The sequence below is a fragment of the Bacillus sp. X1(2014) genome, assembly GCF_007678255.1.
The window spans coordinates 162,004-183,377 of sequence record NZ_VEED01000001.1 but is presented as its reverse complement, the minus strand read 5'-3'; the positions used below and the strand labels follow the sequence as shown (position 1 = coordinate 183,377).

The following is a 21,374-nucleotide window of genomic DNA, read 5'->3' as shown; positions in this document are numbered from 1 at the left end:
ATGGTGCCTCATTTCCGGCCACTATCCTTTTTATTTACCATTTACCAACTCCGTGTTTGATAAGGGGATCGAAAGCCCCAGCCTATCTAAATGCTTGCGAATCCCACTGCGTTCCCAGGTTAAGAGAATGTTATTTTCCAAACTTTTTTTCGGATAAAAGATACCGACCTTCGTCAGTTCATCAAAGGTTAAACCTTGTCGGACGTATTTCTCAATGGTTTCATCGCGCCGGTCAATAATAGCAAGGAATTTCTCCATCGCCAGTTTAAACTCCTGCCTCGAAAATATCCCTTTCTGATGCCCAGTAATATAGGTATCTGCATCAAGTGAAAGCAGGCGCATCCCTGAAGCAATGAAATCTTCGATATTTCCATCTGTCCCATTATACCAAGGTCCAAAGGATGTCATATCATAATCCCCAACAAATGCTACACCTAATTCAGGAAAGTAAGGGCAGGAAAAGCCGCTTGTATGACCAGGAGTGTGTAAAAATAGTACCTTTACATCCCCAAAGGTATAGTCCGTTTCATACTCATACGTACCTGAAATTTCCCCTAGATTTTTCACCCATTCTGGTGGAAGAGATTTTTTCCAGCGGTCCACACCTTGGTGCCCCCATTCTTGATAGACGCCATTCGCTCGTGCAACCCCTTCAATCGTCAGTGACGTTTCAAATTCAATCGGATTAATGATTTTGGTTGCATCGGGAAACAAATGATTGTGAAGGGTATGATCGGGATGGTAGTGGGTATTAATGATTAACTCAATCCCGTATTCGCGGTCCACATCCAACAGAGCTTTAGCATCTGCCCCACTATCGATCAATACCTTTTCAGAACAATCAATGAAAAGACTGCGGGAATAAGGGACTTTACTGTAGTTAGTGCCTTCCAAAACCATAATTGGCCCAATTCGATCCATTCCTATCACCTCAAAGCATGTTTTATCATAAAAGTTACGTAAATTAAATTTATGAATGATTATTCATTCATAGTAACACAAATCATTAAATATGGAAACAATTGTGGTGCCTTACACCCACTCAGTTTCTTTTGGATAATATTAGATGTTCTGGTAAAGATAAAAAAAATTGAATGGTTAAGGTGTTGCTTATGTTTAAGCGGAAATCAGAAAATAAACGGTCAGAGGATAAGAAGCCGCATAGTTTAAATGTGGATGAACTTAAGTCAGAATTGGAATCAGAGATAGGCGATTGTTCAGATCTGAATTTTCGCACCCTTAAAAAGAATGGGAAGAAAATTGTCTTTTGCTTTTTAAGCAGCCTCATTGATAAAACAAGCTTTGATGAATTTCTCTTGTTACCTGTCCAGCAAAGTACACAAACTGAATGGACAACGGAAAGTCTAGCACAGATCTTGCCGATTGCAGAACTTTCTGTTGCCAATCAATTAAAAGAAGTTGTTTCCTCTTTAATAGAAGGAAAGTCGTATATTTATATCGATGGTGAACCTTATGGGTTACTAGCCAATGTCGGCTCAACGGTGGAGAGATCGCTTGAAAAGGCTGAGACCGAGTCGCTTGTATATGGTCCTAAGATTTCTTTTACCGAGTCACTTATCGGCAATCTAAATATTATCAGGAGTAATTTGAAAGACCCCAACCTATGTATGGAAGATATTACTATCGGAAAAAGGGTTAAGACTCCTGGAAAACTTGTCTATGTTAAGGATATTGCAGATGAGGAAAATGTGAGTACCTTTCGGCAGAGGATTACGGATTTAGAATATGATTACATACCGGATACGACGGTCTTGGGGCAGTTAATTGAAGATAATAGTTGGACGATCTTCCCGCAAATTATGTCAACCGAACTGCCAGACCGGGTCACTCTTTCCTTGATGAGGGGGCGAGTGGCAGTATTGATGGACCGGTCCCCGTCGGCTATTTATGGTCCAACACCCTTTCTTAGCTTTTTTGAATCGACAGAAGATGTTTATATGCGTTGGAATATGGGATTTTTCCTACGGATGCTGCGGATTATTTCGATTTTTCTATCGGTATTATTGACTCCGGCTTATGTAGCCGTTTTGACCTATCATTATGAGGTTATTCCATCAGCACTGCTCATTTCACTTGGTCAATCACGGGCAAATGTTCCGTTTCCACCAGTCCTCGAAGCCTTTCTCTTAGAATTTGTTATCGAACTTTTAAGGGAGGCGGGTGCAAGGCTGCCTACTAAAGTAGGTCAAACAATGGGTATCGTTGGTGGTATCGTCATCGGACAGGCAGCGGTACAAGCAGGATTTACAAGTAATATCTTAATTATCATTATTGCACTAAGTGCCCTTGGTTCTTTTACATCACCTAGCTATTTAATGGGTACTGCCATTCGGATGGTTCGTTTTCCAATTATAATCTTAGCTGGTATTTGGGGGGGGATCGGGATTATGTTTTCGTTTTGTTGTATTCTCGTTCACCTTTTAAGATTAACCACCATTGGGAGGCCCTACCTTACGCCTGTCTATCCCTTTAGGTGGAGGGACTTAGGATACAGTATTTTTAAATTTCCGGCCCAATATTTATCCTACAGGCCAGAAACAAACCGTCCTGTGGACAAACAGCTTTTTCCTAAACATAAAGGTGTTGAAAAAAAGGATGTAGATGAATAGGAGCGGTCAGGATGAAAGTAAATGTGCAGCCAAAAGAAGGATTATTGGTTAATGCATTCCTGGTCATGTTTTTTATACACGCTACACAAACAGGCGTAGGAATTGTTGGATTACCCAGAATTGTCTATTTAGCAGCAAAACACGATGCGTGGATCTCTGTTTTTCTCGGAGGATTATTATCGGCTTTTGTCTTAGCAATGATAGTTCTCATGCTTAAGAAATATGATAGTGCGGATTTATATGGAATTCAGGTAGACGTGTTTGGAAAATGGCTTGGGAATGCGTTGAATGTTTTTTATATGATGTATATGGCGATAAGTTTTTTTGTTGTCCTGATGAATTATATTGAAATTGTGCAGGTGTGGATTTTTCCAGAATTACCCACATGGCAAATTTCGCTTGCCTTGATCCTCTTAACTATTTATGCCGTTAATGGTGGTATTCGAATTATTGTTGGTGTAGCTTTTATGTCAGTCGTAGGGACTCTTTGGATGATTTTCATCTTACTTGTACCTATGCAATATTCAGATCCAAAGAATTTGCTTCCTCTCTTAAACACAGATTTGAAGCACATTATCAATGGGGTCTATAAAACCTCTCTTTCACTTATGGGTTTTGAATTGCTTATGTTCCTATATCCATATGTAAAAGATAAAAAAAAGCTTTTCTTGTACACACAAATTGGGAATTTATATACAACGATCCTTTTCACAGCTGTGACAATGGTGTGCATTACATTCTTCGCTGAAAACGGGTTAGCACGGACCATTTGGCCCGTCTTATCGATGTTTAAAATTGTTAGGTTACCTAACTTAGAACGGTTTGAATTTATAGCTGTCTCATTTTGGATGTTAATCATCCTGCCGAACATGTGTTCTTATTTATGGGCGGCATCTAAGGGATTTAATCGGATTATTAATTGGAAACAAAAAAAGGGGATTTGGATCATTGGTATCCTTGTTTGGGGTGGGTCGTTTTTTATTAAAGCAAGGTATCAAATGAATGAATTGACTGATTTTGTTGCTCAGCTCGGCTTTTTATCGGCCTTCTGTTATCCTGTCCTTCTTTCAATGATTGTTTTGGTGAAAAAATGGTTTCAAAGGAGGAAGAAATCAAGTGCAGAAGCTTCATAAATGCAAACTAATTCTTTGGACAGTTTGTTTGATGACGATAGTTCTCTGTGCCGGATGTATACAACAAAAGCCACTTGAAAAATTAGGACTAATTACAATCTCAGGATATGATTTAGAAGGGAAAAATAAAATAAAAGGGACAGTGGTCGTGCAAAAATTTGATCCGATGACCCGAGCAGCCACGGTCGTAATTGAGTCCATCGCAAAAACAAGTAAGGGATTAAGACAACAACAGAATCTTCAATCCAACCAGAAGCTTGTTTCAGGACAGCTACGGTCGGTTGTCTACAGTAGGGAGCTTGCAGAAAAAGGAATTATCCAGCTTGTCGATACGTTAAACCGCGATGCTGCGATTGGGAATATGGTCTATTTAACGATTGCTGATAAATCTGCTTCAGAAATTCTGCAAATTGAAAACAAGAATAAAGGGAAATTAAACCTCGGGACATATATGTACAATTTAATTAAACAAAATGTAGAGGGTGAACAGGTTATCTCTCCGACTCTTCATGAGTTTAACCATAACTATTATGATATTGGAAGAGATCCTGTGCTCCCAATCCTAAAAGTTAAAGGTAAAGATGTGATTATTGATGGGGTGGGCCTTTTTCAAGATGACCGCTTAGTGGACGAATTGAGGCAAGGGGATCTTTTTTATTTGAAAATATTAGCGGATAAATATAATGCGGGTACAAAAGAAATGGGGTTTAAGACGGAACAATTAAAAGAAATCATCTTGAAAAATGAAAATTACACGAAGAAACCTATTTTCAGTAAAATATATGTGACGGTTGATAATATTCGGAGCAAGACAAAAATTAAATTAGTTGATAAAAAAAATCTCCGTTTTACCGTAAATGTTACTCTGGATTCAAGGGTACTAGAAATGACTCAAGCATTGGATTTAGGTAAACCGGCATCCATAAAGCTGCTTGAAAGAAAGTTCGATCACGCAATGAAAAAGAAAATGGATGAGTTACTTCTTCATTTTAAGGAATTAGGAATTGACCCGATCGGTTTTGGAAATGAATACGAAGCACATCTAAGAGGAAAAACGATCACAAAGGAAGAGTGGGACAGGGTATATAAGGATGTAACATTTGATGTTCACGTCAAAAATACGATAGAACGAACCGGAGTAATCGATTAACAAACCAATTCCTTTCTTCTTTTTCAAATCTTTGTTAAACTAATCACGAAATGGAAAAGAAAAAAGGTTGCAGGTGATCGTATGAAAGCACGGTTTATATTATTTATCTTAGTTCTATCAACTCTTATAGTGACGGCATGTGGACAAAAAGAAATAGAAAATGCTGTCGATTGGCCAGTGAAAGATTTTACAGCAACCAATCAAGACAATAAGTCCTTTGGATTAAAGGATTTAAAGGGAAAAGTGTGGATTTCAGACTTTATTTTCACCAGCTGTGCAGATGTCTGTCCGCCGATGACAGCCAATTTGACGAAATTACAAAAAATGGTTAAGGATGAAGGGTTGAAAAATATTGAACTTGTGTCATTCAGTGTCGACCCTACAGTAGATAAGCCGGAAGTAATGACACGATATGCGGAGCAATTCCAAGTCGATTTTAAAAATTGGACCTTTCTGACAGGCTACTCACAGGCCTATATTGAAAACTTTGCCTTGAAAAATTTCAAAGCACTGGTAAAAAAGCCTCAAGAGGGTAATCAAGTCATTCATGGAACATCCCTTTATTTAGTAGACCAAGAAGGCCATATTCGAAAAACCTATGATGGTTACAAGAATGTTCCCTTTGATGAAATAATTCATGATATGAAAGCATTGCAATAGACCTTTGGACGGGTCTATTTTTTTTGGGAGGAATAGGATATAGTACATATTGTTTTGAATGATTCAGGGCGTGCTATAATAAAAATAATTAAGAGGGTAGGTGAAAATGAAGATGAAAAAGCTTTTCCCCCTTCTAATTCTCTCGGTATTATTCTTAAGTTCATGTAATTCAGTTGACAAGTTGACACTTCATTCTGAAAAGAAAACTGCTGCACAAGCCTTTGCCCAAGTTCCCGCAGACTTTGTCCCTCGTAAATTAACAGTCTTATCTGCTGGTGATTCACTAACCCAAGGGGTAGGCGATAGTACAAACAAAGGCGGCTACTTGCCATATTTAGAAATGATGCTTGAAAAAGAAAAGGGAATCAAGGAAGTTGATTTCTATAATTATGGTGTAAAAGGCAATCGAACAACTCAGCTTTTAAAAAGATTGAAGACATCAGACATGAAAAGTGCGCTCCAAAAGGCAGATTTGATCATATTAACAATTGGCGGAAACGATATTATGAAAGTGGTCAAGGACAATATTGAAAATCTTCAACTCTCCAAGTTTACCGCCGAAAAAGCATCATATCAAAAACATTTAACGCAAATTTTTGACCTTATTCATCATGAAAATCCCCATGCACAGGTTGTTTTAGTGGGGTTATATAATCCATTTTCTAAATGGTTTTCAGAAATTAAGGAGTTGGATGAGATTGTAGCTGACTGGAATAAAGCCGGACAAATGGTCATTGCCAATTATCCAAATGCCTATTTTGTTTCAATTGAAGATATGTTTTTAAATGCAACAGAAGACATTTTATTTACTGATAATTTCCATCCAAATGACAAAGGCTATGAGTTGATTGCACAAAGGTTAAACGATACCATAGAAGAACAAGTATTACCTGGATTGGATAAGCCGCCATATATGGTTAATACAGAGGAGAATTAGATGAAAAACAAATGGAAAATTGGATTCCTGAGTTTGCTGGGAATCAACCTTTTGTTCGCTATTATTATTTTGTCCCTAATGATGTTCCCATCTGAAGGCCCGGAAACCAGCAAAACGAAGGGGCTGGCGGGTGAACATGTTTCCTTTCATGTTAAATCCAACAAGAATGATTTAAATCAGTTAATCAATCATTATCTTAAAGAAGAGGCTTTGGGTTCGATTGACTATCAAGTCGTTCTGGGGGATGAAGTCGAACTGTATGGTACTTTGCCGCTTTTTAGTGAAGAATTAAATATGAAATTAACCTTTAAACCTAGTGCCCTCGAAAATGGTGATTTGGTATTAAAGCAAAATTCAATGACAATCGGGAGTTTACACCTTCCTATTTCATTCGTTCTTAATTTTATTAGCGATAATTATAAAATCCCAAAAGGTGTCGAGATCAGACCTAAAGATAAACTGATTTATATCAATATGCAGCAACTAAAATTAAAAAGTGATATTAAACTAAAAGCGGACAAATTTGACCTGAAAAAAGATGACATTAGGTTTACGATATTAGTTCCAGTGAAATAGGTGCCTCGTTAAATTAGAGGCACCTATTTTTAATCCTTAATTTTGATGAATTGGAATCCTGGTTCATTATTTGCAAGACCAACGAACACAATCGTATAGCTTTCATTTGGTAAAAACTGAACTCTCGGCATCGGTAATAGCACGTTTTTTGTGTCTGCCTCCCTAATCTCCAAATCTACTGTCATAGGTGTTAAACCTAAATAATCAGTAGCCTGTTTATACGATACTTTTGGGAAAACCACATCTCTGTCTTTCACTGCGATATCTAAGGGCGGGGAATCTGGAGATAAGTTGATAAAGCGAACTTTCGATTCATTTGCTGGGACTGTTGGTTTATTTTGGAAAACTAACAGGCGCATCTTCTTCACAGAGTCAATGGCTGCAAGTGTGTACGATTTTCCAGGTTCAACTGTAATCTTTTTATTTAAAACACTGTCGACCATATTTCCCGCTGGGTAAATATCAATATGATGCTTTCCTGCTTTTAATGATAGGTAACTACTTACATTGTTAAATGGTAAGTTCCTTATCACTCGGTGCCCATCAATATAAATATCAACGTTTGGAGAATCAGGGGAGGTGTGGAGGACGCGAATAGTCGCTTCACCTTGCACTGGTTGAGGATTTGTTCTCATGAAGTTCATCGCTTTATTCATATATTGGATATGTTTTAGGTAATAATGCATGTGTAAGTTGGGAAACGAGTATTTATAAAATTGAGCCAACAAATCATACATTGCTGCTTTTTGAAGATAATCGGGATGAGTTCTTTTCTCGGACATATTATCAACTCCTATCAAATGGATTACACCATAATTTATTCAAGCTTAAATAGGTAGGTGTCTAACTTCTTCTGCTCAAAATTGGAATTTTTAATTTTTTATTTACAAATGGGAATATTACACATATACTTATAACAAATATATTTGAAAGTGGGTGACGTGCAATGTTAATTGAAACAATGAGAGCAATCAGTCAGTTGAATATTGTTAGTTGCACAGCCCAATGTTTATCTCGTTAGGGTTCCTTTGTACATTTATTCCAATAGCGAATAAACCATGGGCTGTGTGTGCCTATGGTTTTTTTATTATCTGAAAAATAATGATTCGCTGGAGGAATACAAATGAATTTAGTAATAATCGGGTTAACTGAAATGGTAAAACAACATTTTAAAACTATAAATACAAATGATGAAATGATTCTAGGTCGTGTCGCACTTGAACATAAACGAATGTATCGGGTCTGGACGGAGCATGGGGAATTATTGTGTGAGGTTTCTGGCCGATTTAATTTTAATGCGCTCAACCGTGAGGACTTCCCGGCTGTTGGAGATTGGGTAGCACTTAAGCCCAGAATAAATGAAGGGAAAGGAACTATCTTAGCCATCATGCCGCGGAAAAGTAAGTTCTCTAGGAAGTCAGCTGGGCTTACCTCAGAAGAGCAAATTGTGGCCACCAACGTCGATACGGTGTTTCTCGTGAATTCATTAAACGAGGATTTGAAGTTAAGAAGGATTGAACGCTATCTATTACTTGCATGGGAAAGTGGGGCAACTCCTGTAATTGTTTTGAGTAAAGCAGACCTTTGTCAGGATCTTGATTGTAAGTTAGCTGAGGTTGAAGCAGTAAGTATGGGAGTTCCTGTTATTGCTGTGAGTGCAGAAACGGAGAGTGGTTTAGAGAAATTAGAACCATTTTTGCAGCCGGGAAAAACAATTGCTTTGCTTGGATCCTCAGGCGTAGGTAAATCAACATTAACGAATCGTCTTTTAGGTGAGGAAAAACAAGTGGTTCAGGATATTCGCTTGAAAGATGATAAAGGACGTCATACTACGACACACCGTGAATTAATCCTTCTTCCCAATGGCTGTGTCTTGATTGATACACCAGGAATGAGGGAGTTGCAGATTTGGGAAAGCACGGACGGTTTATCGGAAACCTTTTCAGACATAGAAGAACTAGCCACTTCTTGCCGCTACCGAGATTGTCAGCATATGAATGAGCCTGGCTGTGCGGTTTTGAGGGCGATTGAAGAAGGATTGGTAGCAGCCGAACGGTTAACAAACTACAATAAACTGAAAAAAGAATTAGCGTTTATCGAACGAAAGGCGGATAAACGGGCCCAAGCTGAAGTCAAGAAACAATGGAAAAATTTGAACAAACAAATTAAACAGCAACGGAAAAGCTATTAATGGAAGGCTGAACAAGTTAGGTCGATATCGACCATGACTTGCTCAGCTTTTTTATGGTCTCTGAAATTTTATTTTTACTAAATCTTTATGTATACTTTTAATCAAGAAAATATAGTTAAGGGGTGGGAACTTGGAAAAGCAAAATCAAGTTGCAACATTTGCCGGCGGTTGTTTTTGGTGTATGGTAAAGCCGTTCGATGAACAGCCAGGGATTAAAAGTGTTATTTCCGGCTACACAGGCGGAACGGTAGAAAATCCAACGTACCAACAAGTATGTTCAGATACAACCGGTCACTATGAAGCTGTCCAGATTACATATGATCCAGAAATTTTTCCGTATGAAAAATTACTGGAGTTATTCTGGCAGCAAATCGACCCAACCGACCCTGGCGGTCAATTTTATGATCGTGGACAATCGTATCAAACGGCGATTTTCTACCATAATGAAGAACAAAAAAAGCTTGCTGAACAGTCGAAGCAAGCATTACAAGAAAGAGGCATTTTTAGCAAGCCGATTGTCACACCAATCTTGCCTGCAAAGACCTTTTATCCTGCAGAAGACTATCATCAGCAGTATTATAAGAAAAATCGGGCACATTATGAGTCTTATCATGTAGGATCAGGGCGTGCGGGGTTTATTCAAAGTCATTGGGGGGAGAAAAAGTGAAAAACAAAGATCAATTAAAAATGGACTTATCACCAATTCAATATGAAGTCACACAAAATAATGGCACAGAACCACCGTTTCGAAATGAATATTGGAATGAAACAAGAGACGGCATTTATGTGGATCTTGTCTCAGGGAAACCACTGTTCAGTTCATTGGATAAATTCGATGCTGGCTGCGGGTGGCCAAGCTTTACAAAACCAATTCAAGACGAAGAAGTGATTGAGAAAGCTGATTTCAGTCATTATATGACGCGGACCGAGGTAAGAAGTAAATCGGCCGATTCCCATTTAGGACATGTATTTAACGACGGACCAGCGCCAACTGGTTTGCGATATTGTATCAACTCTGCTGCCTTGCGGTTTATTCCAAAAGATAAACTCGAAGAGGAAGGGTACGGGGAATTCAGTAAACTATTTGAAGCAAAATAAAAAGCCGCACTATGCGGCTTTTTATTTTGCTTTTTGTTTAGAAGAAGATGTCATCCCGCCTGAGAGAATAAATTTCATCGCATCCTCGGGCTTAACGTCAATAATTTCGACTTGTTCCTTGGGAATTAAAAACGTGAACCCGGCCACCTGGAAGGTTTGTGGAATATATACGGCCACATGGTCTTTTAAGGGAGAATAAAAGGCCTCTAATTGTTCGGAGGTAATAAAACCTAGACTCCGCATCTCAGTTCCTGGAATGACGACAAGAGCAACTTTGGAAAAGGACTTCTTCTCACCTAGAAAGGATTGAACAGTGTCTTTAATAACGGAATAGATCGTTTTAACAACAGGAATCTTATCGAGAAGTCGATCAATTAACCTGATAATCTTTCCTGAGATATATTTCGTGGACAGCCATCCCAATACTGTAATTAAAATAAGGGTCGACAGTAATCCAATACCAGGGATGTAATCCTCTTTTAAATACGGCCTCAGCGTATTACCCATTAAACCGTCTAAAAATAGAAAGGTTTTGTAAATGACATAGACCACGAGGATAATAGGGACAATCGTTAAAATACCGTTAATAAAGTTTTTCACTATTGATTTCATCGTTTCACCTACAATTTTTATCATTGTCTTACATAATATAGGCGAATGCACATGCGGGTCAAGTACCTACTACATATTGTATCAGTGTTAAGAAACAATTTCGCGAGGAGTGAATGTGCATGTATTACGGACATGGTGGTTTTGGTGGTTGTGGTGTTGGTTGTGGTTACCCTGCATATCCAGTAGGAGGCTGTGGAATCGGCAGTGGGTTTGCGTTAATTGTCGTCCTCTTTATCCTATTGATCATTATCGGAGCAAGCTGGGGCTGTTAATAGTAAACTAGAGGCTGACTCAAATCGAGTCAGCCATTTTCTATTTTTTGCGGTTATTTTTACAAAAAAATGGAGAGGCAAGGCCGCTTCATTCCTATATATATTACCCAATCGTTACTTTTTCTTTCGGATATTTAATCTTTTCCTTAGTGCCTTTGCCTCTTAAAATGAGTAAACATGTAACAATTCCGACTCTCCCAATAAACATAAGGATAATAATTAGAATTTGGCCAAAGGTAGACAAACGAGGTGTTAACCCTAGTGATAACCCATTCGTCCCGAAAGCAGACGATACCTCGAAGATGACCTCCAGAACAGTCCCGTTTTCAGTAATCGATAATACTAAAATGGAAAATAAACATAATAGCGCACCTGTCGTGATGACAATAAAGGATTTAAGCACATCCTCACTTAGCAATTCACGTCTAAAGATCTTGATTGAACTTTTTCCTTGAGCATAAAATACAATGGCTAAAATGATGATCGCAAATGTAGTAGTTCGGATTCCGCCGCTTGCGCTACTAGGGGAGCCTCCAATGAACATTAATATGGACAAGAATAGTTGGTTGCTCGGTGTAAAGTCATTAATATTCATGGTTGCTAAGCCCGCACTTTTGGTTGTCACCGAATTAAATAACGAGTAGAAAAAGGATTGATGCCAACTTTTATTTGTAAAAAAGTGATGGCTATCAAATATATAGATAAATATGGCTCCTACTACGGTAAGAAGGACAAATGTTATGGTTGTTAACTTTGTGTATAAAGTGAAATGAAATTTCTTCCTCTTATTAAGGTTTATTAAGAATTCATAAACCTCCACCATCACTGGAAAGCCAATCGCTCCCACAATCATCAATACAATGATCACCGACTGTACATAATAATCACCGCTAAATGGACTGAGTGACTCATCCGTCAAATCAAATCCCGCATTGGTCGTGGCGCTGATGGATGCGAAAAATCCATGTTTAAATGCAGATAATATTCCTTCGTAATAATTCAAAAAACGAATCCCTAAAATGATTCCACCCACAAATTCAAACGAGATAAAAATAATTAATATTCGTTTTGCCAATTGAACCAATCCGGAGAGTTTCGATTGATTTTGATCAATCATAATCAATTGTCGTTCTTTTAAGCCTACCTTTTTGCCAAGCATAATCCAAAGGAATGTACTTAAAGACATGACCCCTAATCCACCCAATTGGAGAATTAAGCATAAGAGAAAGATACCAAAGTTGCTAAAAGTATCTTTAATGGAAATCACACTTAACCCGGTAACACTTATCGCACTAGCCGAGGTAAACATGGCATCAATAAAGCTGAGTGTAACATCCTCACGGTGGGCCATCGGGATTTTTAATAATAGTGTCGAAATGACTAAAGCAGATAAATAAAAAATAACGATTAATTGTACCGTTGAAATCTCTTTTGTTTTTAACTTTATTTTTTTAATTGTGCTCATCGGATTCATTCCTTCTGTATTCTAAAAGTAATTTTATATGAATCATTATGAAATGTAAAAGTTTCCTTACATTTAACTGTCTGGCTTCCTCTTTTCTTTGTAAATAACACGAAAGAAACATATAAACCATTCATACAATTTCTATAAGGACTGCCTAATTTATAAAGGAAGTGAATCCCTTTGGATCATTCTTTTCTCATAAAGCCAATGCTCGATGACATTTATCCCGTTATTGACTATGGTCAAGGAATTTATTTATTTGATATGGATGGAAAAAAGTATCTAGATGCTGCTTCCGGTGCAGTAACAGCCAATATTGGTCATGGTGTACCAGAGATTATTGAAGCAATGAATGAACAAGCAAAAAAGGTATCCTTTGTGTATCGCTCCCAATTTACAAGTGAGGCAGCAGAGAATTTAGCGAAAAAAATGGCAGATATGCTTCCTGGAGATCTGAATTGGTGCTTCTTCGTGAACAGTGGTTCTGAGGCTACTGAGACGGCGATGAAAATGGCGATTCAATATTGGCAGGAAAAGGGGGTGCAAACGAAATCTAAGGTGCTTTCAAGATGGGTGAGCTACCATGGGATAACCCTGGGAGCACTTTCCATGTCAGGGCATACAGCAAGGAGAGCAAGATTTGTTCCACTTTTAGAGGATTTCCCAGTTATTCATCCCCCTTATTGCTACCGCTGCCCATATAACCTCGAGTCATCAAGTTGTAATTACTTATGTGCCCATGAGTTGGAAAGGACGATCAAGCGGATCGGTGCCAATCAAATCGCTGCTTTTATCGCTGAACCAGTGATTGGCGCTGCAGGAGGAGCCATAACCCCACCCCCTGGTTATTACAAGGTCTTAAAGCAAATTTGTGAGGATCATGACATCCTTTTTATCGCTGATGAAGTCATGACTGGCTGTGGCCGAACGGGAACCATGCTGGCTTGTGAACAATGGGGAATCACCCCTGATATTGTTGCATTAGGAAAAGGGATGGGTGCGGGGTATGCACCGATAGCCGCAGCTATCGCAAGTGAAAAAGTCATCGAACCGATATTGGCTGGTACCAAGGCCGTAATGAGCGGTCATACCTTGAGCGCGAATCCGCAGGCATGTGCGGCTGCATTGGCAGTCCTTCAATTTTTAGAAGAAAACAATATTATTCAGGAGGTTGAAAATAAAGGGAATTATTTACTTGGCCAGCTTGAAAATTTAAAGCAACACTACTCGTTCATTGGTGATGTCCGGGGCAAAGGGTTATTGCTAGGAATCGAGTTTGTCCAGGATGCCACAACCAAAACACCATTCCCTAGAAATGCGCATGTAACACAAAGAATGGTTGAACTAGCCAAGGAAAAAGGGCTGATTATCTATCCTGCTGGTGCAGGAATGGATGGGATTAATGGTGATTCAATCATTATTTCACCACCACTAACCATTATACAAAAAGAGATGGATGAACTGGTCCATTTGCTAATTGAAACATTTAAATGTTTCTCAGAGTCAACACAATGAATAAAGGAAAGGGGGGAAACAGAAATGGAAAATCCGTTTAGAAAAGTGACTACATTAGAGGCAGCCATGGAATATTTCCATGATGGAATGACGTTGATGTTTGGCGGGTTTGGCGGGGTCGGCTCACCTCCTGACATAATTGATGGCATTCTTGAAAAAGGAGTTCGTAATCTTACCCTAATAGGGAACGACACAGGTTTCCCGCATATTGGCATTGGAAAATTAGTAAGCAAACAAAGAGCATCTAAAGTTATCGCCTCTCATATCGGTTCCAATCCGTTTGCAGGACAGCTGATGCATGAAGGAAAACTAGAGGTTGAATTTTCACCACAGGGAATATTAGCTGAACGAATTCGTGCCGGCGGTGTCGGTCTTCCTGCAATTCTGTCTGATATCGGTATGGATAATGAATTAGTTGTGAAAGACAAACCGTATATTTCTTTAGCAGATAAGAGGTATTTGCTTGAAACGGCCCTAACTGCCGAGGTGTCCATTGTTTATGCGAAAAAAGCCGATGAGTATGGAAATTTAATTTATGACAAAAGTGCCCGCAATACCAATCCGCTTGTTGCTATGGCAGGGGATATCACGATTGCGGAAGTAGAAGAAATTGTCCCGCTTGGCAGTCTTGACCCCGACACCATCATTACTCCTGGAGTGTTTGTGGATTATGTGATTTTATCGAAGGGGGTCAATTGGAAATGGGCATGGGAGTAGATGTTCGAAATCAAATGGCCAAACGAGCTGCTGAGGAAATTCATTCTGGTATGGTTGTCAACTTAGGAATAGGAATCCCATCGCTCGTTCCGAACCATCTTTCAAGTGAGACAAAAGTGATGTTTCATGCGGAAAACGGTATTACCGGGATGGGTCCTAGCCCAAGTAAGGGTGAGGAAGATGAAAATTTATGTAATGCAGGAGGATTTCCAGTTACGTTGAACCAGGGAGGGTCTTATTGTGACAGTGCGATTTCGTTTGGAATGATTCGCCGCGGCAGAGTGGATATAACCATTTTAGGATCGCTTCAGGTAAGTAATAGCGGAGACCTTGCAAACTGGATTGTCCCAGGGAAAAAGGTTCCAGGAATGGGCGGAGCAATGGAACTTGCACAAAAAGCGAAAAAAGTCATTGTGGTTATGAATCACTGTGACAAACAGGGGAATCCCAAAATTGTTTCATCCTGTACATTACCGTTAACTTCATCCGCCTGTGTGGACTTAATCATAACTGAATTAGCTGTTTTCATGGTAACGGAAGAGGGTTTGCTTTTAACAGAGTTATTTGCCCCTTATAGTTTAGAAACGGTTGTCAATAAAACTGGCTGCGAATTCAAAATACGGGAAACTGTTCGTATGATTCCATACTAAGCAGAATTATTCTGAAGGAGTGAATCGTTTGAACAATGATGAAATGCGAATCAAAAAGTGGATAAAAGAGAATCGTGCTCGTGGAGCGAGATTGTTACAAATAATGGTACGAGAAAATAGCACGCGGGGAAACGAAAGTAGTACACAAGCGATTATCATTGAAAAATGCAGACAGTTGGGCTTAACCCTTGATATTTGGGAAATCGGCGGTGATGAGTTAACATCTCACTCAGCCTATTGCTGTGATCGTAAGAGTTTCGAAGGAAATCCCAATCTGGTAGCTGTGTTAAAAGGAACTGGCGGCGGCAAGTCGATGATTTTAAATGGCCATATCGATGTGGTCCCAGTTGGGGATGAATCAAGTTGGAACCATGACCCATTTAGCGGGATAATTGAGTGTGGAAAGCTGTATGGGAGAGGCGCAACAGATATGAAAGGCGGCAACGCAGCGTTATTAATGGCGATTGAGTCATTAATTGCGAATGGAATCAAACTGAAAGGTGATGTGATTTTTCAAAGTGTAATAGAAGAAGAAAGCGGTGGGGCTGGTACCCTTGCAGCTGTTCTAAGGGGTTATCATGCGGATGGGGCCATTATTCCTGAACCGACGAATCTGCGAATATTTCCGAAGCAGCAGGGGTCCATGTGGTTTAGAATAACCGTCAAAGGCAGGGCAGCACACGGAGGTACGAGATACAAAGGAATCAGCGCGATTGAAAAAGCGATCTTAGTCATTCAAAGATTACAACAATTAGAGAAAGATAGAAATGCCAGAATGACCGATCCACTCTTTGACAAAATTCCCATCCCAATACCCATTAATATCGGGAAACTTACGAGCGGCGAATGGCCATCCTCGGTGCCTGACACCGCAGTAATCGAAGGTAGGATGGGCGTATCTCCGGAGGAAACGATTCAATCTGCACAGCAGGAGATGGAAAAATGCTTGCGTGAATTAGGAATTCATGACGAGTGGCTTCATGAGAATCCACTTAAATTGGAATGGTTTGGTGGAAGATGGCTGCCAGGAAGTCTGGAAAATGATCATCCTTTGATGGCTGAATTGACAAAGAGTTTTATAGAAGTTAAGGGGGATAGCCCAACCATCGAAGCAAGTCCATGGGGGACGGATGGCGGTATTCTTTCAACGATTGGGAATACTCCCGTGGTGGTATTCGGGCCGGGTATAACTGAAACTGCTCACGATGCTAATGAGCATATTGTTCTCGAGGATATGTTTGTGGCAAGTGAGATTATCGCGTTAACTCTATTAAGATGGTGTGAGGTTGCAGAATAAATAGCAAAATTTTCCCTATTTAATAATCATATAATTGTTAAAATTGAAATATATAAATGTCTGGCTTATCTAGGGCCAGACATTTCTTCAAATTGCTAGAAAATTAATCAAAATGAGGTGAGTGCAATGAATCAAACGGCATCCACTATTTTTCTAGAGGAGGATCATTATTTCCTCGAAATTTATCTTGATCCATTTAATAAACGCATTCGTGTCGATGATTATCGTGGCAATACAAAATTGTTGTTAGAGAAGGCCGAAGAACTCGTCTTAGAACACAAGGCTGAAAAATTAATTATTAAAGTCCGCCGTGAAGATTACTTCACTTTCTTGGAAAAAGGCCTTCAGCCAGAAGCGGTAGTAGACCGTTATTTTCTTGGCTCAGATGCCTATTTTTTTTCAAAGTTTTATACCTCAGAGCGAAAAAAAAATGATCATTGGGTGATTGAGGACGGGATGATCCATAGTATTTATAAATTAGACACCACCGTTCAAAAGGCATTTCCACCGAAAGAATATGAATTAAGAAAGGCTGATGACAATTGTGCTGAGGAACTTGCCGCACTGTACAGGCAGGTGTTTCAAATATATCCAACTCCTTTGCATGAGCCAGAATATATTAAAAAGACCATGAAGGAAGGAACGATTTATTACACTTTCTTCCACTCAGGAAAAATTGTTAGTTCTGCTTCTGCTGAAGTTAATTCTCTTTATAAAAATGCAGAATTAACGGATTGTGCTACATTGACAGATCATCGAAAATACGGACTGATGAAAATTATTCTCAAGGAACTGGAAGAGGAATTACAAAGGAAAGGAATATATTGTGCATATTCCATTGCCAGGTCATTATCCTTTGGAATGAATGCCGTCTTATTTCAGTTAGGCTATTCCTACCGAGGAAGGTTTATGAATAATTGTTATATCTATGATAAGCTGGAAAATATGAATATGTGGGTAAAAAATCTGGCAAACTGCTAAAAATTCGGCTTCATGTGCCAAGATTTCGGCACCTTTAAATAGAGGACGAAGGGTAGTGATGGAATGGTGTTGTTAACCACTTTAACACAAGAAGTTCTAACCGCTATTCTAAAAGGCATTGATGAAGGAATTCATGTGGTGAATACAGAGGGGAAAACCATATTTTATAATGAAGTAGCGGCCGCTCACGATGGCATGGACGTGAAGGAAGTCCAGGGAAAGTTTTTACTAGACGCCTTTCCCTCCCTTACTGAAAAGTCGAGTACCTTGCTAAAAGTAATTAAAACAGGAAAGCCTATTTATAACCAAACACAGGTCTATATGAACTTGCATGGGAAAAGAATCGATACCATAAACACCACCTTGCCAATTTTCCTCGGGAATGAAATCATTGGCGCGGTAGAAATCGCTAAAGATTATTCCCGAATGAAACTTCTCGCGGAACGATTATTAGATTTACAAAAAGGCTTGAATAAAAGCAGTAGGAAGAAGACGTCAAAACAAGTTACTTATACATTAAATGATCTATTGACGTTGAGTCCAGCGTTTCAAAGGATGAAAGATGAGGCTAAGAAACTGGCAAAATCAGATGCTCCTATTCTTGTCTATGGTGAGTCGGGTACAGGGAAAGAATTATTTGTGCAAGGCATGCATCATGAATCCCATCGCTCAAATGAACCATTTATTGCTCAAAACTGTGCAGCCATTCCTGAAACACTATTAGAAAGTATCCTTTTTGGCACGGCAAAAGGAAGTTATACCGGTGCCGTTGATCGCAAAGGGTTATTTGAACTGGCAGATGGAGGTACGTTATTCCTGGATGAATTACATACGATGCCGATTGAGCTCCAGGCGAAGCTCTTACGGGTTTTAGAAGACGGGATGATACGAAGGGTTGGAAGCTCACAAAGTATTTCTGTAGATGTACGTATGATTGCCGCCATGAATGTCTCCCCTAGCAAGGCTCTCCAAGAGCAAACACTTAGAGCTGACCTTTACTACAGATTGAATGTCTTTACCTTTTCACTTATCCCTTTACGGGATCGAAAAGAGGATATTCCTTTAATAACAGAACATTTTATCAATGTATTTAATCAAAAACTCCACAAAAATATCAATGGATATGAGAAGAAACTGGGGCTCTTTTTAACGAATTATCAATGGCCGGGGAATGTACGGGAATTAAAACATACCATTGAATATATGATGAATGTTTGTGAAGCAGAGCAGTTGAGATATGAAGATTTACCGAGTTTATTAAAACATCTTTCTAGCACAGCCATAATTAACAACTGCGAACTAGACAATCTATCATTAAGGAAAAATATCGAAAAATTAGAGAAGGATCTTATCATGAACGCCCTTGAATTATCTGCAGGGAATATTAACCAAGCAGCAAAGCTTTTAGAGATTCCTAGACAAACACTACAATATAAATTGAAAAAAATTATTGAATAAGGTGCCGAATATTCGGCGTTTTTTATTTTTTATATAAGAAATTATTACTCTGAACTTAGTTAATTATCTAGCTGCAGCGCCCAACGGCTAGTGTCCTTCGCTCTTTTCCTACGATAAGTCAACATCGAATCGTTTACGCTCTCCGTGTTTCCTTTATCTCAGTCAAAGCGCTCCAGGCCATTCGCCGTTAAACGGGCGCTTCCGCTTTTATCATTGGCACATATCTTGCATATTATTTTAGTGAAGCAAGATGGGAGGAACTGACAATGAAACAATTTTTATACAAACCAAGCAGGCATTGGAAAGATATAGAGTTATGGAAAGATGTGACCGAAGAGCAGTGGAATGATTGGCTTTGGCAGTTAACAAATACGATTCGAACGTTAGACGATTTAAAAAAGGTAATCAATTTAACACCTGATGAAGAAGAAGGGGTAAGAATTTCAACGAAAACTATTCCCTTAAATATTACACCCTATTATGCCTCCTTAATGAATCCAGACGACCCGCGCTGTCCGATTAGAATGCAATCGGTCCCAATTTCAAAGGAAATTTACAAAACGAAATATGACTTGGAAGACCCATTATATGAGGATGAAGATTCACCGGTCCCAGGTTTAACGCACCGTTATCCGGACAGGGTTCTCTTCTTGGTAACCAATCAATGTTCAATGTATTGCCGTTACTGTACAAGGAGACGTTTCTCAGGTCAAATTGGCATGGGTGTTCCTAAGAAGCAGCTGGATGCCGCTATTTCCTATATTAGAAAAACCCCGCAAGTTCGTGACGTTTTGATTTCAGGAGGGGATGGCCTGCTGATTAATGATAATATCTTGGAATACATTCTTAAAAATCTGCGAGAAATCGATCATGTTGAAATTATCAGAATTGGAACACGAGCCCCTGTTGTGTTTCCGCAGCGAATTACCGAAAACCTCTGTAATATTTTGAAAAAATATCATCCCATCTGGCTTAATACCCATTTTAATACGTCCATTGAAATTACCGAGGATTCGAAAAGGGCTTGTGAAATGCTTGCGAATGCCGGTGTTCCAGTTGGGAATCAATCTGTTATCCTTGCAGGCATTAACGACAGTGTGCCAATCATGAAGAAACTGATGCATGATCTTGTCAAAATCCGCGTTCGCCCATATTACATTTACCAGTGTGATTTATCAGAGGGGATAGGTCATTTCCGAGCACCAGTTTCAAAGGGACTTGAGATTATTGAAGGGCTCCGAGGACACACTTCAGGATATGCAGTACCAACTTTTGTGGTTGACGCCCCTGGCGGAGGTGGTAAAATAGCCCTCCAGCCGAATTACCTGATCTCCCAAAGTCCGGAAAAGGTTGTTCTTAGGAACTTTGAAGGAGTAATTACCTCGTACCCTGAACCGGAGAATTATGTCCCGGGCAGGGCAGAAAAATATTTCCATGAGGTTTATCCAGATATGGAAGAGAAGCGATCACTCGCAGGAATCGCGGGTATCATGAATGATCAGCATTTTAACCTTGTTCCTGAAGGGGTAACTCGGCTAAATCGACGCAAAGATTACAACCAAGACCCTGCCCACACCACATTAAAAGATAAACGCAGCAAACGGGATGAATTAAAGGATAAGAAGTTTAAGGCATTGACCCAGAAAGAAGCGGTAGGTCAGAAACCAGGCAATGAAGGCACGTCAGCTGAAAAAATGAAGGATTAGGAGTGGTGTAATTGAAAATGGAATGTGAGTGGTGTAATAGCTTAAATGTGGTGAGATTAACTGATTCTGTGTTTTGGGAATTGCCTGATGGGACACGGGCAATTGAAATAACAGAAACCCCTACCCATTCCTGCCCTGACTGTCAGATGATTTATCAAAGTGAACCAATCGTAAAAGAGATCGAAAATCAGTTGTATTTAATCGATTGTAAACAGCTTGGAAAAGTGGTCAGCTTTGAAGAATTAATGGCAATTCCAAGATTATTAAAGAAAAATTATTTTGATTTTTCGTCCTAAAGAAGCAGCCTTACTCGCAGGCTGCTTTGC

The 21,374-nt window shown here is 39.3% G+C and carries 22 protein-coding genes; 18 read left to right on the top strand and 4 right to left on the bottom strand.

From position 1 onward, the window contains the following. Window positions 1–30 precede the first annotated feature (30 nt). Window positions 31–921, bottom strand: coding sequence for an MBL fold metallo-hydrolase (locus FS608_RS00920; RefSeq protein ID WP_144547287.1), 891 nt, complete (start codon window positions 919–921; stop codon window positions 31–33). A 191-nt stretch (window positions 922–1,112) separates the two neighbouring features. Here FS608_RS00920 and FS608_RS00915 point away from each other — a divergent pair, with 191 nt between their 5' ends. The 6 genes from FS608_RS00915 (at window position 1,113) to FS608_RS00890 (ending at window position 7,086) form a co-directional block, all read left to right on the top strand. Further along, window positions 1,113–2,630, top strand: a complete 1,518-nt coding sequence (locus tag FS608_RS00915; RefSeq protein WP_144547285.1) for a spore germination protein — start codon at window positions 1,113–1,115, stop codon at window positions 2,628–2,630. An 11-nt stretch (window positions 2,631–2,641) separates the two neighbouring features. Beyond that, window positions 2,642–3,763, top strand: coding sequence for a GerAB/ArcD/ProY family transporter (locus FS608_RS00910; RefSeq protein WP_144547283.1), 1,122 nt, complete (start codon window positions 2,642–2,644; stop codon window positions 3,761–3,763). Further along, entirely contained in the window at window positions 3,747–4,913 is a 1,167-nt protein-coding gene (locus FS608_RS00905; protein WP_144547281.1) for a Ger(x)C family spore germination protein, read from the top strand. The genes FS608_RS00910 and FS608_RS00905 overlap by 17 nt, the downstream gene beginning before the upstream one ends. 81 nt (window positions 4,914–4,994) lie before the next feature. Further along, window positions 4,995–5,573 carry an SCO family protein gene (locus FS608_RS00900; protein WP_144547279.1) on the top strand — a complete coding sequence of 193 codons (579 nt, stop codon included), beginning with the start codon at window positions 4,995–4,997 and terminating at the stop codon, window positions 5,571–5,573. Window positions 5,574–5,685: 112 nt separating this feature from the next. Further along, window positions 5,686–6,510, top strand: coding sequence for an SGNH/GDSL hydrolase family protein (locus FS608_RS00895; RefSeq protein ID WP_144547277.1), 825 nt, complete (start codon window positions 5,686–5,688; stop codon window positions 6,508–6,510). Continuing rightward, a complete protein-coding gene (locus FS608_RS00890) occupies window positions 6,511–7,086 on the top strand; it encodes a YpmS family protein (RefSeq protein ID WP_144547275.1) in 576 nt (191 codons plus the stop codon). It begins immediately after the preceding gene. Between the two features lie 29 nt (window positions 7,087–7,115). On the opposite strand, the gene FS608_RS00885 is transcribed toward FS608_RS00890, so the two are convergent. After that, window positions 7,116–7,868: a DUF4397 domain-containing protein gene (locus tag FS608_RS00885; protein ID WP_144547273.1), complete on the bottom strand. Its 753-nt coding sequence runs from the start codon at window positions 7,866–7,868 to the stop codon at window positions 7,116–7,118. Window positions 7,869–8,209: 341 nt separating this feature from the next. On the opposite strand from FS608_RS00885, the gene rsgA reads away from it, so the two are divergent. The 3 genes from rsgA (at window position 8,210) to msrB (ending at window position 10,375) form a co-directional block, all read left to right on the top strand. Then, complete coding sequence (gene rsgA / locus FS608_RS00880; protein ID WP_144547271.1) at window positions 8,210–9,277, top strand: ribosome small subunit-dependent GTPase A; 1,068 nt, start codon at window positions 8,210–8,212, stop codon at window positions 9,275–9,277. Between the two features lie 181 nt (window positions 9,278–9,458). Continuing rightward, on the top strand, window positions 9,459–9,944 hold the full coding sequence (gene msrA / locus FS608_RS00875) for a peptide-methionine (S)-S-oxide reductase MsrA (protein ID WP_395947417.1): 486 nt from the start codon (window positions 9,459–9,461) through the stop codon (window positions 9,942–9,944). Next, entirely contained in the window at window positions 9,941–10,375 is a 435-nt protein-coding gene (gene msrB, locus FS608_RS00870; RefSeq protein WP_260871550.1) for a peptide-methionine (R)-S-oxide reductase MsrB, read from the top strand. Before msrA ends, msrB begins: the two co-directional genes overlap by 4 nt. Before the next feature lie 21 nt (window positions 10,376–10,396). Here the strand turns inward: msrB and FS608_RS00865 are convergent, their stop codons facing one another. Continuing rightward, window positions 10,397–10,987 carry a DUF502 domain-containing protein gene (locus FS608_RS00865; protein ID WP_144547944.1) on the bottom strand — a complete coding sequence of 197 codons (591 nt, stop codon included), beginning with the start codon at window positions 10,985–10,987 and terminating at the stop codon, window positions 10,397–10,399. A gap of 119 nt (window positions 10,988–11,106) precedes the next feature. Between FS608_RS00865 and FS608_RS30660 the strand changes: the two genes are divergently transcribed. Continuing rightward, window positions 11,107–11,259, top strand: a complete 153-nt coding sequence (locus tag FS608_RS30660; RefSeq protein ID WP_222127295.1) for a YjcZ family sporulation protein — start codon at window positions 11,107–11,109, stop codon at window positions 11,257–11,259. 103 nt (window positions 11,260–11,362) lie between these two features. Here the strand turns inward: FS608_RS30660 and FS608_RS00855 are convergent, their stop codons facing one another. Further along, on the bottom strand, window positions 11,363–12,724 hold the full coding sequence (locus tag FS608_RS00855) for a TrkH family potassium uptake protein (protein WP_144547267.1): 1,362 nt from the start codon (window positions 12,722–12,724) through the stop codon (window positions 11,363–11,365). Between the two features lie 180 nt (window positions 12,725–12,904). Between FS608_RS00855 and FS608_RS00850 the strand changes: the two genes are divergently transcribed. The 8 genes from FS608_RS00850 to FS608_RS00815 all read left to right on the top strand — a co-directional run bounded on the left by FS608_RS00850 (window position 12,905) and on the right by FS608_RS00815 (window position 21,344). Continuing rightward, window positions 12,905–14,239, top strand: a complete 1,335-nt coding sequence (locus FS608_RS00850) for an aspartate aminotransferase family protein (RefSeq protein ID WP_144547264.1) — start codon at window positions 12,905–12,907, stop codon at window positions 14,237–14,239. Between the two features lie 24 nt (window positions 14,240–14,263). Further along, window positions 14,264–14,956 (top strand): CoA transferase subunit A, encoded by a 693-nt coding sequence (locus FS608_RS00845; protein ID WP_144547262.1) that lies wholly within the window; start codon window positions 14,264–14,266, stop codon window positions 14,954–14,956. Further along, window positions 14,941–15,606 (top strand): 3-oxoacid CoA-transferase subunit B, encoded by a 666-nt coding sequence (locus tag FS608_RS00840; protein WP_144547260.1) that lies wholly within the window; start codon window positions 14,941–14,943, stop codon window positions 15,604–15,606. Before FS608_RS00845 ends, FS608_RS00840 begins: the two co-directional genes overlap by 16 nt. A gap of 43 nt (window positions 15,607–15,649) precedes the next feature. Beyond that, window positions 15,650–16,903: a peptidase gene (locus FS608_RS00835; protein ID WP_144547942.1), complete on the top strand. Its 1,254-nt coding sequence runs from the start codon at window positions 15,650–15,652 to the stop codon at window positions 16,901–16,903. Window positions 16,904–17,029: 126 nt separating this feature from the next. Next, the gene (ablB, locus tag FS608_RS00830) at window positions 17,030–17,884 is read left to right on the top strand and encodes a putative beta-lysine N-acetyltransferase (RefSeq protein ID WP_144547258.1); all 855 of its coding nucleotides are present in this window, start codon (window positions 17,030–17,032) and stop codon (window positions 17,882–17,884) included. Between the two features lie 63 nt (window positions 17,885–17,947). Next, window positions 17,948–19,342 (top strand): sigma-54 interaction domain-containing protein, encoded by a 1,395-nt coding sequence (locus tag FS608_RS00825; protein ID WP_144547256.1) that lies wholly within the window; start codon window positions 17,948–17,950, stop codon window positions 19,340–19,342. A gap of 266 nt (window positions 19,343–19,608) precedes the next feature. Next, window positions 19,609–21,048 carry a lysine 2,3-aminomutase gene (kamA, locus tag FS608_RS00820; RefSeq protein ID WP_144547253.1) on the top strand — a complete coding sequence of 480 codons (1,440 nt, stop codon included), beginning with the start codon at window positions 19,609–19,611 and terminating at the stop codon, window positions 21,046–21,048. A gap of 11 nt (window positions 21,049–21,059) precedes the next feature. Beyond that, window positions 21,060–21,344 (top strand): YokU family protein, encoded by a 285-nt coding sequence (locus FS608_RS00815; RefSeq protein WP_144547251.1) that lies wholly within the window; start codon window positions 21,060–21,062, stop codon window positions 21,342–21,344. Window positions 21,345–21,374 lie beyond the last annotated feature (30 nt).

Excerpts from the sequence above, each read along its gene's own strand:
- FS608_RS00915 (WP_144547285.1), top strand. The coding sequence starts at position 1,113 with ATGTTTAAGCGGAAATCAGAAAATAAACGGTCAGAGGATAAGAAGCCG.
- FS608_RS00840 (WP_144547260.1), top strand. The coding sequence starts at position 14,941 with ATGGGCATGGGAGTAGATGTTCGAAATCAAATGGCCAAACGAGCTGCT.
- msrA (WP_395947417.1), top strand. The coding sequence starts at position 9,459 with ATGGTAAAGCCGTTCGATGAACAGCCAGGGATTAAAAGTGTTATTTCC.
- FS608_RS00890 (WP_144547275.1), top strand. The coding sequence starts at position 6,511 with ATGAAAAACAAATGGAAAATTGGATTCCTGAGTTTGCTGGGAATCAAC.
- FS608_RS00835 (WP_144547942.1), top strand. The coding sequence starts at position 15,650 with ATGCGAATCAAAAAGTGGATAAAAGAGAATCGTGCTCGTGGAGCGAGA.
- FS608_RS00885 (WP_144547273.1), bottom strand. The coding sequence starts at position 7,868 with ATGTCCGAGAAAAGAACTCATCCCGATTATCTTCAAAAAGCAGCAATG.
- FS608_RS00855 (WP_144547267.1), bottom strand. The coding sequence starts at position 12,724 with ATGAGCACAATTAAAAAAATAAAGTTAAAAACAAAAGAGATTTCAACG.
- ablB (WP_144547258.1), top strand. The coding sequence starts at position 17,030 with ATGAATCAAACGGCATCCACTATTTTTCTAGAGGAGGATCATTATTTC.
- kamA (WP_144547253.1), top strand. The coding sequence starts at position 19,609 with ATGAAACAATTTTTATACAAACCAAGCAGGCATTGGAAAGATATAGAG.
- FS608_RS00920 (WP_144547287.1), bottom strand. The coding sequence starts at position 921 with ATGGATCGAATTGGGCCAATTATGGTTTTGGAAGGCACTAACTACAGT.
- FS608_RS00865 (WP_144547944.1), bottom strand. The coding sequence starts at position 10,987 with ATGAAATCAATAGTGAAAAACTTTATTAACGGTATTTTAACGATTGTC.
- FS608_RS00900 (WP_144547279.1), top strand. The coding sequence starts at position 4,995 with ATGAAAGCACGGTTTATATTATTTATCTTAGTTCTATCAACTCTTATA.
- FS608_RS00895 (WP_144547277.1), top strand. The coding sequence starts at position 5,686 with ATGAAAAAGCTTTTCCCCCTTCTAATTCTCTCGGTATTATTCTTAAGT.
- rsgA (WP_144547271.1), top strand. The coding sequence starts at position 8,210 with ATGAATTTAGTAATAATCGGGTTAACTGAAATGGTAAAACAACATTTT.
- FS608_RS00910 (WP_144547283.1), top strand. The coding sequence starts at position 2,642 with ATGAAAGTAAATGTGCAGCCAAAAGAAGGATTATTGGTTAATGCATTC.
- FS608_RS30660 (WP_222127295.1), top strand. The coding sequence starts at position 11,107 with ATGTATTACGGACATGGTGGTTTTGGTGGTTGTGGTGTTGGTTGTGGT.
- FS608_RS00825 (WP_144547256.1), top strand. The coding sequence starts at position 17,948 with ATGGTGTTGTTAACCACTTTAACACAAGAAGTTCTAACCGCTATTCTA.
- FS608_RS00845 (WP_144547262.1), top strand. The coding sequence starts at position 14,264 with ATGGAAAATCCGTTTAGAAAAGTGACTACATTAGAGGCAGCCATGGAA.